We start from the raw sequence: 14,990 nt of genomic DNA, 5'->3' as shown, positions 1-14,990 counted from the left end.
GGACGGTGGACGGGGCATGAAGCTGAAGCTGGACCTGCACGACATCTTCAACAAGGGCCACGACATCGACCGGGCGCTGCGCGGGATCATGGACGAGGCGGTGGCCAAGAAGGCCACCCTGGTCGAGATCATCCCGGGCAAGGGCTCCGGCCAGCTCAAGAAGCGGGTGCTTCGCTTCCTCGACCAGAAGGACGTCAAGCAGCTCTACCACCGGGTCGAGAAGGACTCCAAGAACTTCGGCCGCCTCTTCGTGCACTTCCGCTGGAAGTAGGGCGGCCGACCCCGCAACGGCCAACCCCGCGACGGGCCGGACCAGTGACGGCCCGGCCCGGCGCCGCTCACAGCGGATAGGTGCGGGCCACGGCGAGCATCTCGGAGCTGTGTGAGCCGGCGACGCCGACGTCCGGCGGGCGGGGCCGGAAGCCGGGTACCGCGTCGAGACCGTCGCTGGCGTCCATCGCGCGGAACGCGACCTGCGGGGCCTTCGGCGCGACGGTCAGCGTGATCTCGATGCCCTCCGGCGGTGGGGCGTGGAAGACCACCCCGAATCCCCACCGGCCGTCGCGCACCTCGACCGGCACCGGCCGCCCCGCCACCGCAGCGCTGCGGACCGTCGCGGTGGACGTGTCCACGTGCAGGGTGGTCAGGCGTACCGGGCGTTGCGGGGTGAGTCGTAGCCGCAGGGTGCGCTCGTCGGCGGTGCCGGTGTCGGCGAGCACCTCCAGCCGGGGCGCGGGCAGGGCCGCCGCCTCCGCCGGGCCGGCGAGCAGTTCCTCGGCGCCGATGCCGGGGAACTCGTCGGCGATCCGGACCGGCCCGTCCACGTACTCACCGGTCCAGGGTTGCGGGGTCGACTCGTGACTGAGCCAGCGGGCCGTCGCGGTGTCGGCGTCCAGGGCGTACATCAGGTGGGTGGGCACCGGGTGCGCGGCGTCGAACCGGTCGACGGCGAAACCGGTGCTGGCGAGGACCACGGTGGCCAGCGCGGCGGCACCGGCCGGCAGGGCGCCGAGCCGGCGGGCCCGCAGCGCCACCATGCCGCGCTGTCCGCCGGCCTCCGGATGCAGCAGGTCCACGACCGGCAGGGCGGCCAGGCCGAGCAGCACGGCGAAGAGGGCGGCCACGCCGCCCATGCCCATGCCGAGCGCCGGGAAGAGCAGCACCACGGTCGGCAGCAGCACGATCACCGCCACCGCCGCGCCGAGGGTGACCGCGACCACCGGCACCGGGCCGTCCCGGCGGGTGGCGACCGCGACCAGGCCGGCGAGCGCGCCGGCCAGCGCGGGCAGCGTCGCCAGGTACGCCCCGCCGGGCACCAGCACGGCGAGGAGTACGCCGAGCAGCGCCAGCCAGCCGAGGCCGCCGACGGCCAGCGCGGCGGGGCCGACCCGGCGACGGGTGAGCGCGTACCAGGTGAACAGGACGGCGGCGGCGAGCGCCAGCACGGCGAGTCGATAGAGGGTCGGCCGGTACGGGTCGAGCAGTTCGGCGTACCCGGGCCGCAGGGCGGTGATCGCCACCCAGAGCAGTTGTGCGCCGACCGGCGCGACCACGATCGGTACCAGCCCCAGCGCGAAGCCGGCGGCCAGCCGACCGGTGGTGACCCGGCCCCGGCGGTGGGCCAGCCAGCCGAGGGCGACGACGGCCACCAGCGCCAGCAGTGCCAGCGGCAGCACCAGCGTGCCGGGGTAGCGGACCAGCCCGCCCGGCACCGGGAAGTAGGTGGCGTCGTGACCGGCGCGCAGGTCACCGAGGTCGATCGTGCCGAACTCGCGGGCGAGTCCCAGCGTGTTGTCGCCGTGGTGCTGGAGGCTGGCCCGGTCCATCGACTCCGGGGTGTCCAGCGGGGTGTGATAGATCGCCCCGCCGTCGAGGTACGCCGAGTTCAGCCCGACGAAATCGGCGTCGAGGAAGGCGGTGAAGTCGGTGTCGTTGGGCAGCGCCCGATAGACCTCCACGGCGAACGAGGTGCCCACCGGATGCGGTGCGGCCCGACCGAAGACGTCGACCAGCGCGGCGTTCCGGGGCGACGTCTCGAACATGATCACCGGCCCGGTTCGTCCGCGCGCCTCCAGGTTGAGCACCACGCCCTTGCCGGTCGCGAGCGGGTGCTCGGTGGCGAAGGCCGACGCCCCGCAGAGGCACGCCTCCTCGGCGTCGGTGAGCACGAACACGATGTCGTTGCGTGGGGCGGGACCGTCGGTCAGGGCGCGGGCCACCTCCAGGATAGTGCCGACACCGGCGCCGTCGTCGTTGCCGCCCGGGCCGGTCTGCACCGCGTCGTAGTGGGCGACCAGGAACACCGTGCCGGTGGAGGCGGTGCCGGGCAGCCGGGCCACCACGTTGCGGACCCGGGCCAGGGTGGCCCCGCCCGCCGCTCCGCTGAGCTGACCGGCCTCCTCGGCGACCGTGTCCTGCACCTCGGTCTGCAGACCGAGACCGCGCAGCACCGTCTCCAGGTGGGCGCGGACCTCGTCGTTGGCCGGGCTGCCCGCCACGTGCGGCCGACTCGCCACCTGCTGCACGTGCGCGTACGCCCGTCCGGCGCTGAACGTGTCCGTCGCCGCGTCCGTCGGACGGGGTGCCGGGGGCCGGATGTCGAGCAGCGCGGTGGTGCCGACGGCGACCAGCGCGACGAGTGCCGCGAGCGCGGCGAGGGGCCGCCGGGCCGGTCGGGAGAGGGCACGGTCGGCGGCGGGGCTGGGGGGTGCGCCCACGGGGTGGCTCCTCGAAGGGGGGGTCCTGGGGTGGACATCATCCTCCATGCCGGGCCGGGCCGCCCCCTCGTGTTGTGTGCGAACGTTGTCTAATACAGGATCAGCAGGGCACTCGGAAGGAGCCCGACATCGCCAACGACCTCCCGCCCGTGGCGGCGGTGACCCGGCCGCACCGGGGGACCGGTATGACCGGTCCCTCCGTCGTGTCGTGGCCGTATCCGCAGGGCGGTCTCGGGGGCAATCCCAACCTGCCGCCCGGCGAGCGACTCCGGGTGCTGCTGGTCGAGGACGACGAGGCCGACGCGTTCCTCGTGGGCGAGCTGCTCGCCGAGACGAACTCGGGAATCGACCTGCTGGTCGCGACGAGCCTGCGCGAGGCCCGCAACCGCGTCGCCGGGGTCGACTGCGTCCTGCTCGACCTCGGGCTGCCCGACGCGCAGGGGCTGGACGGGCTGCGGCAGGTGCTGGAGATGTCCGGCAGCGCGGCGGTGTGCGTACTCACCGGCCGCTCGGACGAGCACCTGGGCATCGTGGCGGTCGCCGAGGGAGCACAGGACTACCTGGTCAAGGGCCAGGTGGACGGGGTGCTGCTGACCCGGGCGCTGCGGTACGCGGTGGAGCGCAAGCGGGCCGACGAGAACGCCCGCCGGCTGCGCGAGGTGGAGCTGCGTCAGGCCGAGTCGGCGCGTCTGGAGCGTGGCCTGCTGCCCCAGCCGCTGATGTCGACCGACCAGATCGCGGTGCACACGTTCTACCGCCCCGGCCGGCACGCCGCCCTGATCGGCGGGGACTTCTACGACGTGGTGCAGACCCGCCCGGACCGGGTCGACCTGATCGTCGGGGACGTCTGCGGACACGGGGTGGACGAGGCGGCGCTCGGCGTCGAGCTGCGGGTGGCCTGGCGCGCGTTGGTCCTCGCCGGAGTGTCCGACGACGAGGTGCTGCCCGCGCTGGAGCAGGTGCTGATGAGCGAGCGCCGTCTCCAGGAGATCTTCGCCACGGTCGCGGCGGTCCGCCTCGACCTGGCGGCCAACCGGGCGACGGTACGCCTGGCCGGTCATCCGCCGCCGGTGTTGCTCACCGGTGGGCGGGTGGTTCCCGTGCCGGCACCGGGTGGTCTGTTGCTCGGCGTACGGCCGCGCCGGCCGGTCGCCTTCGACCTGGAGTTCGACACCGATGACTGGTCCCTGTTGATGTACACCGACGGTCTGATCGAGGGCCGGGTGGGCGATGGTGACGAACGCCTCGACGTGCCCGGCCTCACCCGCCTGCTCGCCGAGCCGGACAGCCGCCGACTGCCGCTGTCCGACGTGCCGGCCTGGCTGGTGGGCCGGGCCGAGCAGCTCAACGGTGGCCCGTTCGCCGACGACGTGGCGATGCTGCTGGTCTCCCGGGGCGGTGGCCGATGAACCTGGCGGCGAGTACGTGGACGCTGCGTCGCCGGGTGCTGGTGATGCTCGGTGTGGTCGGCGCGATCCTGCTCAGCGTGGCGGGGGCGGAGGCCGTCGTGGCCACCAAGAACCGCGAGTACACCGACGTGCTGCTGTTGCAGGTCGGGCCGCTGCGGGTGCAGGGCCAGGAGATGCTCAACGCGCTGCTTGACCAGGAGACCGGGGTACGCGGGTACGCGGTGACCGGAGACCTGGAGGACCTGGCCCCGTACGAGCAGGGGTTGGCCCGGGAACGGGCGACGGCGCAGGAGATCCGGGAGCTGTCCGGCAAGTACCCGGAGATCGTCGCGGACCTCACGGTGGTCGAGCAGCAGGCGCAGGAGTGGCGGCGCACGGTCGCCCAGCCGGTGATCGACACGACGAACAGCAGCGGCACGGCGGCCGGGCAGGCCCTGTTGACCGACGAGAGCCGCCAGCGGTTCGACCAGCTACGCACCTCGGTCGCCGCGTTGCAGGACGAGATCTTCACCGCCCGGGAGGCGACTGTCCGGGACGTCGAGCGGACCGGCAACATGCTCGTCGTCCTGCTCATCGTCGCCGCGCTGGTGGTCGCGCTGGCCGGTATCGCGCTGCTGCTCTCGCTGGACCGGATGGTGCTGCGCCCGCTGACCGCGTTGGCCGGGCAGGTCCGCCAGGTGGCGACCGGCGACTACTCGCACCGGATCTCCGGTGCCGGCCCGCCGGAGTTCCAGCGTCTCGGCGAGGACGTGGACGCGATGCGCCAGAAGATCGCCGCGGACCTGGCCGAGGTACGCGAGGCGCGGGAGCGGATCGAGTGGGTCAACACCCAGTTGCAGAAGCAGGCGGAGGAGCTGACCCGGTCCAACCGTGACCTGGAGCAGTTCGCCTACGTCGCCTCGCACGACCTGCAGGAGCCGCTGCGCAAGGTGGCCAGCTTCTGCCAACTGCTCCAGCGGCGGTACGCCGGCCGGCTCGACGAGCGGGCCGACCAGTACATCGCCTTCGCGGTGGACGGCGCGCAGCGGATGCAGCGACTGATCAACGACCTGCTGGCGTTCTCCCGGATCGGGCGGATCACCGCCGGGTTCACCGAGGTGGACCTGAACCGCCTGATGGGCGAGGTGTCCGCGCAGACCGAACCGGCCCGCCAGTACGCCGACGCGGAGTTGACCTGGGGCGACCTGCCGGTGATCCGGGGCGAGGAGCCGCTGCTCACCAACCTGCTGGTGAACCTGGTCAGCAACTCGGTGAAGTTCCGCCGCCCGGACGTCACACCGAAGGTGCACGTCTCGGCCCGGCTGGTCGACGACGAGTGGGAGATCACCTGCCAGGACAACGGCATCGGGATCGAGCCGGAGTTCGCCGAGAAGATCTTCGTGATCTTCCAGCGGCTGCACGCCAAGGACGCGTACCCGGGCACCGGCATCGGACTGGCGATCGTCAAGAAGATCGTCGAGTACCACGGTGGCCGGGTCTGGGTGGACACCGACGTGCCCGAGGGCACCGCGATCCGCTTCACCCTGCCGGCGCTGCCCGCTGACATCGAGCGCGCCAGGCACGCCGCCGGCGCGGACGAATCGGCCGCCGACGCGGCGTCGTCGCGCGGTGCCGCAGCCGGATCGGGTTCGGAAACCCCAGGTGACGGCGGTACGGTCGGCGAAGAGGTGGGTGCGGGGCGGCCCTCGTCCGGTGTCGCTCAGCGCACCGGCGGGTCGACCGACGACGACGGACCGCAGGCCCCAGGTGGGGCATCGGGCAACGGAACTGGTGGCATGAAGGAGGCGGTGAGATGACCGCGCCGGCTGACGGCAACAGCCCGATCGAGGTGCTGCTGGTCGAGGACGACCCGGGTGACGTGCTGATGACCCGGGAGGCGTTCGAGGAGCACAAGCTGCGCAATCGGCTGAGCGTGGTCTCCGACGGTGCCGAGGCGCTGGCCTACCTGCGCCGCGAGGGCGAGTACGCGGACGCGCCGATGCCGGACCTGATCCTGCTCGACCTGAACCTGCCGCGTCGGGACGGCCGGGACGTGCTGGAGGAGATCAAGAAGGACGAGCAGCTCTGCCGGATCCCGGTCGTGGTGCTCACCACCTCGCAGGCCGACGAGGACATACTGCGCAGCTACCAACTGCACGCCAACGCGTACGTGACCAAGCCGGTGGACTTCGAACGGTTCATCGCGGTGGTCCGGCAGATCGACGAGTTCTTCGTCAGCGTGGTGAAGCTGCCGCCGCGTGGCTGACACGTTGGTCGACGACGTCGCCGGGTTGCTGCGGGAGACCGCGGACCGGGCGGTGCTGCCGCTGTTCCGGCACCTCGACGACGCCGACGTGACCGAGAAGGCCCCCGGTGAGCTGGTCACCGTCGCCGACCGCCGCTCCGAGGAGATGATCAGCGCCGGGCTGCGTCGGCTGCGCCCCGGGTCGGTGGTGGTCGGCGAGGAGGCGGTGGCCGACGACCCGGGCCTGCTGCGCCACCTGAGTTCCGCGGGTGAGGTGTGGCTGGTCGACCCGATCGACGGCACCGCCAACTTCGCGGCCGGCAAGTCCCCGTTCGCGTTGATGGTCTCCCTGCTCAGCGAAGGCCAACCGAGGGCGGCGTGGATCCTCGACCCGATCGCCGGGACGCTGGCCACGGCCCGGGAGGGCGCGGGCGCGTACCTGGACGGCGCGGTGGTGCGTCTGCCCGCCGACGCGCCACCGGTCGGCGAGCTGCGGGGGGCCGCGATGACCAAGTTCCTGCCGGCGTCGTCCCAGCGTACGGTCGTGGCCGGTGGCTCCCGGATCGGCGAGTTGCTGCCGGGCCAGCACTGCGCCGGGCGCGAGTATCTCGACGTGCTCACCGGGCGGCAGCAGTTCGTGCTGTTCTGGCGCACCCTGCCCTGGGACCACGGCCCCGGCACGCTGCTGGTGCGGGCCGCCGGTGGGGTGGCCCGTCGCCTCGACGGCACCGACTACCACCCGGCCGACACCGAGCCGGGTCTGCTGGTGGCCGCCAGCGACAAGGTCTGGACCGAGGTGCACAACACGCTTTTGGCGCCCTGACCGCCAGATCCACCGTCCCGCGTACGGCATGACCGACGTGAATGCGAATGCGCTGCGTGAGGTCGTGGTGTCGGTGTGTCGACGGTGCGGGCCGTGTGGGGTTCGGGGGCGTGGTTCTGCGGGTCCGGTCCGGTATCCTGACCGGCGGTCTTCGCCAGCAGGCCGCCGACCGGCGCCGGCGGCGGCCGCCGCCGCGCAGCGCCTCCCCGGAGGCCGGCGGCCGACGAAAGGATGCTTTCGTGCGCAGGTCCATGCCCATCGGGCGGCGGGTTCTCCGGCCCCTGATCGCCCTGCTCGCCGCAGTGGCGCTGCTGTTCGGCCTCGGTGCCGTGCCGGCGTACGCCGAGCCCAACGAGGGGGGCAGCAAGAAGCTGCGGGACGCCCTAGAGTCGACCGCCAAGGCACACATCGAGGCCAAGCGGAAACTTGAGGGCTCGGAGAAGCGGCAGAAGCAGATGGCCACGCAGTTGGCCGACGTGGAGGGCCGGCTGGGCGAGCTGACCGACCTGGTCGGCGAGGTGGCCGCGCAGTCCTACCGGGTCGGTCGGCTGAGCGCGGCGGCCGCGCTGCTGGACAGCGGCACCCCGGAGGCCTTCGTGCAGCGGGCCGCCAGCCTCGACATGATGGCCCAGCGGGACGGTCGTCGGGTGCGCGAGCTGACCGAGGCCCGCGAGGAGGCCCGGCAGGCCAAGCTCGCGATCAACGCCGAGGTGCGCGAGCAGCGCAAGCAGCTCGCCGTGATGGCGAAGAAGAAGAAGGAGGCCGAGACGGCCCTGGCCGCGGTCAGCTCCGGCGGCAGCGGCGGGTTCAGCGGCGGCAACTCCAGCTCGGCGCGACCGGCGCCGCGCAACTCCGACGGCTCCTGGCCCGGTGAGTCGTGCTCGGTGAACGACCCGACCACCTCCGGCTGCATCACCGCGCGCACGCTGCACATGCTCAACCAGACCAAGGCCGCCGGTTACAAGCGGCACGTCTCCTGCTACCGCAGCGGCGGCTCGGGCGAGCACCCGAAGGGCCGGGCCTGCGACTTCTCGGCCGCCACGAACGGCTTCGAGGACCGCACGGCCACCGGCGGCGACAAGTCGTACGGGGACAGCCTGGCCGCCTGGCACGTCCGCAACGCGGACCGGCTCGGCATCCTCTACGTGATCTGGTATCGACAGATCTGGCACCCGGGGACCGGCTGGCGGGCGTACGGCGGCAGCGGCAGTCCGGCGGCGGACCACACGAACCATGTTCACACCTCGATGTACTGACCCGTTGCCCGTCTCCTGCTGCGTACCATCGCCACGATGAACTCTCCATCGCCTGAGGTGGCGGTGCCCGCCGTGCCCTCCGAACCGGAGGCACCCCGGGCACTGCCCAACGGGCTCGCCGCGTTCCTGGTCTTCTACTCCAGCGGAGCCGTCCTGGTCCTGGAGACCGCCGCGCTGCGCCTGGTCGGGCCGTACGTGGGGGTCACCCTCCAGGTCACCAGCTCGGTCATCGGCATCGCGCTGGCCGCGATCGCGTACGGGGCGTGGGCGGGCGGCTGGCTGGCCGACCGGCGCAACCCGCGTACGCTGCTGGCGCCCGCGCTGGTGCTCTCCGGCATCGCCACCGCGATCACCCTGCCGGCGGTGCGGTACGCCGGTGAGGTGCTGCGGGGCGGCGCGGAGAGCGCGATCCTGCTGCTCGTGGTGGTCGCCGTGTTCGCGCCCGCGATGTTGCTCTCCTCGGTCAGCCCGCTGGTGATCAAGCTTCAGCTCGCCGACCTGCGCCGGACCGGGCAGGTGGTCGGTCGGCTCTCCGGCATCGGCACGCTGGGCGCCGTGACGGCCACCCTGGTCACCGGCTTCGTGCTGGTCGCCGCGCTGCCCAGCACGGTCATCCTGTTCGGGCTGGCCGCCTCGCTCGGCATCACCGGCATCGCGCTCGGGGTGTACCTGCACCGGCAGGACCGGGCGAGCCTGCCCGGTCCGGCCCGGACCAAGGCCGCGTTGGCGGTGCTGGGTCTGGTCGGCGTGGGGCTGACCGTGGTGGCACCGGATCCGTGCGACGTGGAGACGGCGTACCACTGCGCCCGGGTGGAGGCCGATCCCGGCCGGTCCACCGGGCGGACGCTGCTGCTGAACTCGGCCCAGCACTCGTACGTCGACCTCGCCGACCCGACCCACCTGGAGTACGCGTACACCCGGTGGATCGGGGCGGTGGCGGACGTGCTGGCGCCGGAGGGGCAGCGGCTCGACGCGTTGCACCTCGGCGGTGGCGGGTTCACCGTGCCGCGCTACCTGACCGCCACCCGGCCCGGCACCGACAACCTGGTCTTCGAGATCGACGGCGGGCTGGTCGAGCTGGGGGAGCGCCACCTCGGCGTACGCCAGGGACCGGACCTGCGGGCCGAGGTGGGCGACGCCCGGATGCTGGTGGCCGCGCAGGGCACCGACACGCGGGACTTCGTGGTCGGCGACGCGTTCGGGCATCTGGTGGTGCCGTGGCACCTGGCGACCCGGGAGATGGCCGCCGAGGTGCGGCGGGTCACCCGGCCCGGCGGGGTGTACGTGCAGAACGTGATCGACTATCCGCCGCTGCGCTTCATCCGGAGCGAGGTCGCCACCGTCGCCGCCGAGTTCCGGCACGTGGCGCTGATCGCCCCTCCGGAGGCGCTGGCGGGGGAGCGGGGCGCGAACTTCCTCATCGTCGCCTCGGACGCGCCGCTGCCGTTGGCCGCCGTGCGGGCCCGCCTGGACGACCGCAACGAGGCGGTCAGCCTGCTCTCCGGCGGCGACCTGACCGACTTCGTCGGCGACGCACTGGTGTTGACCGATGACTACGCGCCGGTGGACCAATTGCTCGCGACCGCCTGATCGGGTGAGATCGTGACCGAATCCGACCAGAAAGGTGTAGGCGGGTTCGCGTCGGGCAACAACGCCGACCATGGGTGGTGGCCAACGCAGGGGCACGCAACTGCTCGGTGAGCGGTACCGGCTGATCGAGCAGGTCGGCACGGGCGGTATGTCGGTGGTCTGGCGCGGCTACGACGAGGTGCTGGGCCGCCAGGTGGCGGTCAAGGTCCTCGCGTCCCGGCTGGCCAGCGACCGGGCCTTCCGGCACCGGATCCGGATCGAGGCGCAGGCCGCCGCCCGGCTCTGCCACCCCAACATCACCAACGTGTACGACTACGGGGAGTCCGAGCAGGTCGGGCTGACCGTGCCGTACGTGGTGATGGAGCTCATCGACGGCGCTCCGCTGACCGCGCGGCTGCGCCGGGACGCCCGGCTGCCCTGGCGGGAGGCGGTGACGGTGGCGGCGGAGGTGGCCTCCGCGCTGGCCACCGCGCACGCCCGGGGTGTGGTGCACCGCGACGTCACGCCCGGCAACGTGATGCTGACCCCGACCGGCGTCAAGGTCGTCGACTTCGGCATCTCGGCGCTGGTCGGCGAGAGCGAGAAGGGGCCGGACGGCACGCTGCTCGGCACGCCCGCCTACCTCGCCCCGGAACGGCTCGACAACGGCCAGGTCAGCCCCGCCACCGACGTGTACGCGGTCGGGCTGCTGCTCTACCGGATGCTCACCGGGCGGCTGCCCTGGGAGGCGAACACCACCACGCAGATGCTGCGGGCGCACCTGTACCGCGATCCCGCGCCGATGCCGGACGTGCCGGAGCTGCCCGACGGTGTCGCCGAACTCGTGCACCGCTGCCTGGCGAAGCGCCCGGAGGACCGGCCGCGTACCGCCGAGCTGGCCCGGCGCCTCGCCGAGGCGGTCGGCAAGGTGACCGCGCGGGCCGGTGACGAGCGGCCCGCCGCGCCGATGCTGCTGGCCAGCGTCGGCACCACGATCCTGCCCTGGTCGGCGGCGACCGGCGCGCTGCCCTTCGCCGGCCTGCGTACCCGCCGTGCCGCGACCCGCCGCCGCCGGATCGAGGCGGCGGTGGCCGCCACCGCGTTGATCGGCGTGACGGCGATGGTCTGGACGCTGACCGCGCGCAGCCCGGCCAGCGGCGGCATCGACCAGCCCACCCAGGCCCGGATGGGCACCGAGCAGACGATCCCCTGCCAGGTCAGCTATGCGTTGCGGACGGACTCGGGCACCGAGTTCACCGCCGAGCTGAGCCTGACCAACTCCGGTGAGCGGGAGCTGCGCGACTGGACGATGAGCTTCACCTTCCCCGGGAAGCAGACGGTGACCAAGGCGAGCCCGGCGCAGGCGCGTCAGCAGGGGCGGTCGGTCGCCGTGCAGCCGGCGCCGGAGAAGCCGGCGCTGGCACCGGGCGCCACCGAGAAGATGACTCTGACCGGCCGGTACACCGGGCCGAACCCGCTGCCGCTGGAGTTCCGGGTCGGCGACGCGCGGTGCGGGGTGCAGGTCTCCGGGGTCGCCGGCAGCACACCGGCCACCGGTAAGCCGGTGAAGGCCACCACGACGACGTCGAAGGGTTCGGGCGGCTCCGGTGGCACCAAGGCCAAGAGCGGTCAGGACAAGAAGCCGGCCGGGACGAAGACCAAGCCCGGCAAGGACAAGTCCGACAAGGACAAGTCCGACAAGGACAAGCCGGGCAAGGGCAAGTCCGGCAAGGACCAGCAGCCCGGCAAGGACAAGCCGAAGAAGGGCAAGCCCGGCAAGGGCAAGAACTGACCTCAGGTGACCAGGGAGAAGCGCTGTACGTGCTCGATGGTCCCCTCGACGATGAGCGTGCTGCCCCGGACCAGGTCCAGCCCGTCGTTGACATAGCGGAAGCGGCTCTCGCCGGGCGGCCTGATCCCGATCACCCGTACGCCGTAGCGGTCCAGCAGCCGTACCTCGCTGACCGCCTGCCCCACCAGCGACTCGGGTACGCGCAGCTTGGCGATGGCGAACGCGTCGTCGAACTCCAGGAAGTCGAGCATCCGGCTGACGATCAGGTGGGCCAGCCGCTCGCCGGTCTCCGCCTCGGGGAAGATCACGTGCTGCGCGCCGACCGAGGACAGGATCTTCGCGTGCTGCGCGGAGGTGGCCCGCGCCCAGATCTGCGGTACGCCGAGCTCGACCAGGGCCAGCACGGTCAACACGCTGGCCTGTACCGATGCGCCGATGGCCACCACCACGCGTTGCAGGTCGGCGACACCGAGCTGGCGCAGCGCGTCCTCGTCGGTGGAGTCGGCCTGGGCCACCTCGTCGAGCTGGGCCGACCACTTCTGCACCTGCTGGGCGTTGCGGTCGATGGCCAGCACGTCGTGCCCGAGGGCGCTGAGCGACTCGGCCAGGTGACAGCCGAAACGGCCCAGCCCGATCACGGCGATGGTCTCGTCGTCGGATCTCTTAGCCGACAATGGGTTGCTCCTCTGGATAGCGGTAGAGCCGGCGGCGGGTGTTCAGGGCGATGGCCGAGCCGAGGGTGAGCGGACCCACCCGGCCGATGTACATCAGGACGGTCAGCAGGAACACGCCCCCGTCGTGCAGCGACGACGCCAACCCGACCGTGAGCCCGGTGGTGCTGAACGCCGAGGTGATCTCGAACAGCGCGTTGGTGAGCGGCACCCCGTCGGTGAGCAGGATCAACACGAAGGTGCCGGCGGCCACCATCGCGACGCTGAGCAGGGTGACGGTCAACGCCTGCCGCTGGCTCGACGTGGCGATCCGCCGGTGCCCGACCGTGACGTCCGGCTCGCCCCGGATCTCCGCCCACATGATGAAGGCGAGCAGGAAGAACGTGGACACCTTGATGCCACCGGCGGTGCTGGCGCTGCCGCCGCCGATGAACATCAACGCGGTCAGCAGCGGGTAGCTCTCCTCCCGCAACCGGTCGATCGGCATCACCTCGAAGCCGCCGGTCCGGGAGAGGGTGATCTGGGTGAACGCGGCGTTCACCTTGCCCGGCATGTCGTACTGCCCGATGGTCCACGGGTTGGACCACTCGCTGGCCAGCAGCATCACGAAACCGAGGGTCACCAGCACGACGCTGCCCCAGATGGTCAACTTGGTGGCCACCGCCCAGCGCACCGGCCGCCGCCACTCGCGGACCGCCTCGAACAACGCCGGGAAGCCCATCCCGCCGACGATCGAGCCGAGGGCCAGCGGCAGGGTCACCCAGGGGTCCCGGGCGAAGGCCAGCAGCCCGTCGGAGTAGAGCGAGAAGCCGGAGTTGTTGAACGCCTGGATGGAGTGGAAGGACGCCGACCAGAGCGCCCGCCCGAGGGGGTACTCGTAACCGAGCCAGAGCCGGGCGGCGACCAGCACCGTCATCACCGCCTCGCACGCCAGCACCGTGGCGGCGATGTGCATCAACAGCCGGCGTACGTCACCGAGCCCGTACTCCAAGGTCTCGGCCTGCACCAGCATCCGGTTGTGCAGACCGAGCCGCCGGGACACGGTCAGGATGACCAGTGCGGCCAGCGTCAGGATGCCGATGCCGCCGATCTGGGTCAGCACCGTGATCACCACCAGCCCGGTCTCGGACCAGTAGTTCGGCGTGTCGGTGATGGCCAGCCCGGTGACCGAGACCGCCGAGGTGGCGGTGAACAGGGCGACCGGAAACGGAGGATGCTGGTGCTGGATGGTCATCGGCTCCAGCATCAGCAGACCGGTGCTGAGCAGGATCGTCACCAGGAATCCGACCGGCACCAGCCGTACGGGGTGACGAAGGAACCGGCGCACCAGACAATCTTCTGATTCCGTCTGGTCCCCGGTGCGGGAATCGAGATCCCGAGCGAGCGCCGACACTCAGGCGCACCAACCACCGGTCAACGTGCGGCAGCATGCCGCTGTCCGCTGTCCGCTGTCCGCTGTCCGCTGTCCGCTGTCCGTCGCCCGTCGCCCGTCGCCCGTCGCCCGTCGCCCGTCGCCCGTCGCCCGTCGCCCGTCGCCCGTCGCGCCGATCATGGAGTTGTGGCGGTGGAATCGCGGATGTATATCCGTTTCGTGACGACCACAACTCCATGATCGCGGGATGGTGGAGGGGCTGCGGGAGGACTGCGGGGAGGGCGCCAGGGCGGACTGCGGGAAGGTTAGGGGCAGTGGCCGGACTGCGGGAAGGTCCGGGGCAGTGGCCGGACTGCGGGGAGGGTCGGCGGGGTAGTGGCCGGACTGCGGGAAGGTCCGGGGCAGTGGCCGGACTGCGGGGAGGGTCGGCGGGGTAGTGGCCGGACTGCGGGAAGGTCCGGGGGGCAGTGGCCGGACTGCGGGAAGGTCTGCGGGATGGTGGCCGGACTGCCGGGCGGGTCGCGGAGTGGGCGGCCGTTGCCGGGTGGGCGGATGTGTCGGGCGGGCGATGTGCTCGCGAGGCTTCAAGATCCGCGCAACTTCATTGATACTGCTGCCTCGTCGCCACCTGAGACAGCAATAACAATGAAGTTGCTGTGTCGTCGATCGGGCCGGCCCTCGGTAGGAGGCCTCCTTACCGCTCGGGTTCTCCGGCGACGAAAGTGCCTCGGCCGGGCTGGCCGATGATGAGATCCCGATCGTGCAGAAGCGACATCGCACGGTAGGCGGTGTTCACGCTGACCTTGTACATGTCGGCGATCTGGCTGGTCGAGGGCAGCTTGTCGCCAGGCTTCAACTCGCCGCTCTTGATCTTTGCGGTGAAGTCGTTGGCGATCACTTTGTAGGGCGCTGGTGCTGTGGGCATGGCGAGGACTCCGGTTGGTTCGGCGTCTCCGATCCTGCCGCACCTACACAAGTAACTGCAACAAGCTGTCACGTCCCCGCCATGCGCCGCTCGACTACTTCTAGATACTGGTGTAGGTTGCTGTCGTCCGGCTCCGGTTGGTTCGGCAAGCCTCCGGGTCGGACCTCAGGTGGGCTCCGGGGTCGTACCGCCGATCAGGGCTGCGATCGCGGAGCCGGCGGCCCGGTCGGCG

Annotated in this window: 12 protein-coding genes; 8 read left to right on the top strand and 4 right to left on the bottom strand. The window is 71.8% G+C overall.

The genetic code is table 11. From position 1 onward, the window contains the following. Nucleotides 1-16 precede the first annotated feature (16 nt). On the top strand, nucleotides 17-271 hold the full coding sequence (locus ACIBO1_RS05855; RefSeq protein ID WP_013736060.1) for a Smr/MutS family protein: 255 nt from the start codon (nucleotides 17-19) through the stop codon (nucleotides 269-271). Between the two features lie 67 nt (nucleotides 272-338). Here the strand turns inward: ACIBO1_RS05855 and ACIBO1_RS05850 are convergent, their stop codons facing one another. Continuing rightward, entirely contained in the window at nucleotides 339-2,717 is a 2,379-nt protein-coding gene (locus tag ACIBO1_RS05850) for a M28 family peptidase (protein ID WP_396741824.1), read from the bottom strand. Between the two features lie 158 nt (nucleotides 2,718-2,875). On the opposite strand from ACIBO1_RS05850, the gene ACIBO1_RS05845 reads away from it, so the two are divergent. From ACIBO1_RS05845 to ACIBO1_RS05815, 7 genes are all read left to right on the top strand, one after another. Continuing rightward, nucleotides 2,876-4,126 (top strand): PP2C family protein-serine/threonine phosphatase, encoded by a 1,251-nt coding sequence (locus ACIBO1_RS05845; RefSeq protein WP_396741822.1) that lies wholly within the window; start codon nucleotides 2,876-2,878, stop codon nucleotides 4,124-4,126. Next, a complete protein-coding gene (locus tag ACIBO1_RS05840; RefSeq protein ID WP_396741820.1) occupies nucleotides 4,123-5,922 on the top strand; it encodes an ATP-binding protein in 1,800 nt (599 codons plus the stop codon). The genes ACIBO1_RS05845 and ACIBO1_RS05840 overlap by 4 nt, the downstream gene beginning before the upstream one ends. Further along, entirely contained in the window at nucleotides 5,919-6,371 is a 453-nt protein-coding gene (locus tag ACIBO1_RS05835; RefSeq protein ID WP_396741818.1) for a response regulator, read from the top strand. The genes ACIBO1_RS05840 and ACIBO1_RS05835 overlap by 4 nt, the downstream gene beginning before the upstream one ends. After that, complete coding sequence (locus ACIBO1_RS05830) at nucleotides 6,364-7,173, top strand: inositol monophosphatase family protein (protein WP_396741816.1); 810 nt, start codon at nucleotides 6,364-6,366, stop codon at nucleotides 7,171-7,173. Before ACIBO1_RS05835 ends, ACIBO1_RS05830 begins: the two co-directional genes overlap by 8 nt. 239 nt (nucleotides 7,174-7,412) lie before the next feature. Continuing rightward, nucleotides 7,413-8,429 (top strand): coiled-coil domain-containing protein, encoded by a 1,017-nt coding sequence (locus tag ACIBO1_RS05825; RefSeq protein ID WP_396741814.1) that lies wholly within the window; start codon nucleotides 7,413-7,415, stop codon nucleotides 8,427-8,429. 36 nt (nucleotides 8,430-8,465) lie between these two features. After that, a complete protein-coding gene (locus tag ACIBO1_RS05820) occupies nucleotides 8,466-10,019 on the top strand; it encodes a fused MFS/spermidine synthase (RefSeq protein ID WP_350692982.1) in 1,554 nt (517 codons plus the stop codon). 70 nt (nucleotides 10,020-10,089) lie between these two features. Next, entirely contained in the window at nucleotides 10,090-11,790 is a 1,701-nt protein-coding gene (locus ACIBO1_RS05815) for a protein kinase (RefSeq protein ID WP_396741812.1), read from the top strand. 2 nt (nucleotides 11,791-11,792) lie between these two features. Here ACIBO1_RS05815 and ACIBO1_RS05810 read toward each other — a convergent pair whose 3' ends face one another. The 3 genes from ACIBO1_RS05810 to ACIBO1_RS05800 form a co-directional block, all read right to left on the bottom strand. Then, the gene (locus ACIBO1_RS05810) at nucleotides 11,793-12,464 is read right to left on the bottom strand and encodes a potassium channel family protein (protein WP_396741809.1); all 672 of its coding nucleotides are present in this window, start codon (nucleotides 12,462-12,464) and stop codon (nucleotides 11,793-11,795) included. Beyond that, nucleotides 12,454-13,788: a TrkH family potassium uptake protein gene (locus ACIBO1_RS05805; protein ID WP_396741807.1), complete on the bottom strand. Its 1,335-nt coding sequence runs from the start codon at nucleotides 13,786-13,788 to the stop codon at nucleotides 12,454-12,456. Before ACIBO1_RS05805 ends, ACIBO1_RS05810 begins: the two co-directional genes overlap by 11 nt. Nucleotides 13,789-14,527: 739 nt before the next feature. Beyond that, nucleotides 14,528-14,758, bottom strand: a complete 231-nt coding sequence (locus ACIBO1_RS05800; protein WP_396741805.1) for a winged helix-turn-helix domain-containing protein — start codon at nucleotides 14,756-14,758, stop codon at nucleotides 14,528-14,530. Nucleotides 14,759-14,990: the final 232 nt, after the last annotated feature.

Source organism: Micromonospora sp. NPDC049903 (genome assembly GCF_044460945.1).
GTDB lineage: Bacteria > Actinomycetota > Actinomycetes > Mycobacteriales > Micromonosporaceae > Micromonospora.
This window is presented reverse-complemented; position numbering and strand designations above follow the sequence as displayed.

Bases quoted from the DNA above. Each gene is read 5' to 3' on its own strand.
- ACIBO1_RS05840 (WP_396741820.1), top strand. From the start codon at position 4,123: ATGAACCTGGCGGCGAGTACGTGGACGCTGCGTCGCCGGGTGCTGGTG.
- ACIBO1_RS05835 (WP_396741818.1), top strand. From the start codon at position 5,919: ATGACCGCGCCGGCTGACGGCAACAGCCCGATCGAGGTGCTGCTGGTC.
- ACIBO1_RS05820 (WP_350692982.1), top strand. From the start codon at position 8,466: ATGAACTCTCCATCGCCTGAGGTGGCGGTGCCCGCCGTGCCCTCCGAA.
- ACIBO1_RS05815 (WP_396741812.1), top strand. From the start codon at position 10,090: ATGGGTGGTGGCCAACGCAGGGGCACGCAACTGCTCGGTGAGCGGTAC.
- ACIBO1_RS05800 (WP_396741805.1), bottom strand. From the start codon at position 14,758: ATGCCCACAGCACCAGCGCCCTACAAAGTGATCGCCAACGACTTCACC.
- ACIBO1_RS05855 (WP_013736060.1), top strand. From the start codon at position 17: ATGAAGCTGAAGCTGGACCTGCACGACATCTTCAACAAGGGCCACGAC.